A 241-nucleotide genomic window follows, 5' to 3' on the forward strand; every position below is an offset into this window, starting at 1 on the left:
TGGTGGAGTTAAGCGGGATCGAACCGCTGACCTCCTGCGTGCAAGGCAGGCGCTCTCCCAGCTGAGCTATAACCCCATACAATATGGTACATTCGTTGTCAGGCTAGGCGCAGTGAACCGAAACATACTGTCGTATGTGAGGGTCGCTGCAACAACGCCTGGCGGCGAATTGGTTGGTCTGAGTAGACTCGAACTACCGACCTCACCCTTATCAGGGGTGCGCTCTAACCACCTGAGCTAC

At 55.6% G+C, this 241-nt stretch carries 1 tRNA gene; it reads right to left on the reverse strand.

Annotated features, from left to right (window positions below):
* Positions 1-76 (reverse strand) — tRNA-Ala (locus MN202_RS20585).
* Positions 77-241: the final 165 nt, after the last annotated feature.

Origin of the sequence: Rheinheimera muenzenbergensis (assembly GCF_036984005.1) — a bacterium.
Classification (GTDB): Bacteria; Pseudomonadota; Gammaproteobacteria; order Enterobacterales; family Alteromonadaceae; genus Alishewanella; species Alishewanella muenzenbergensis.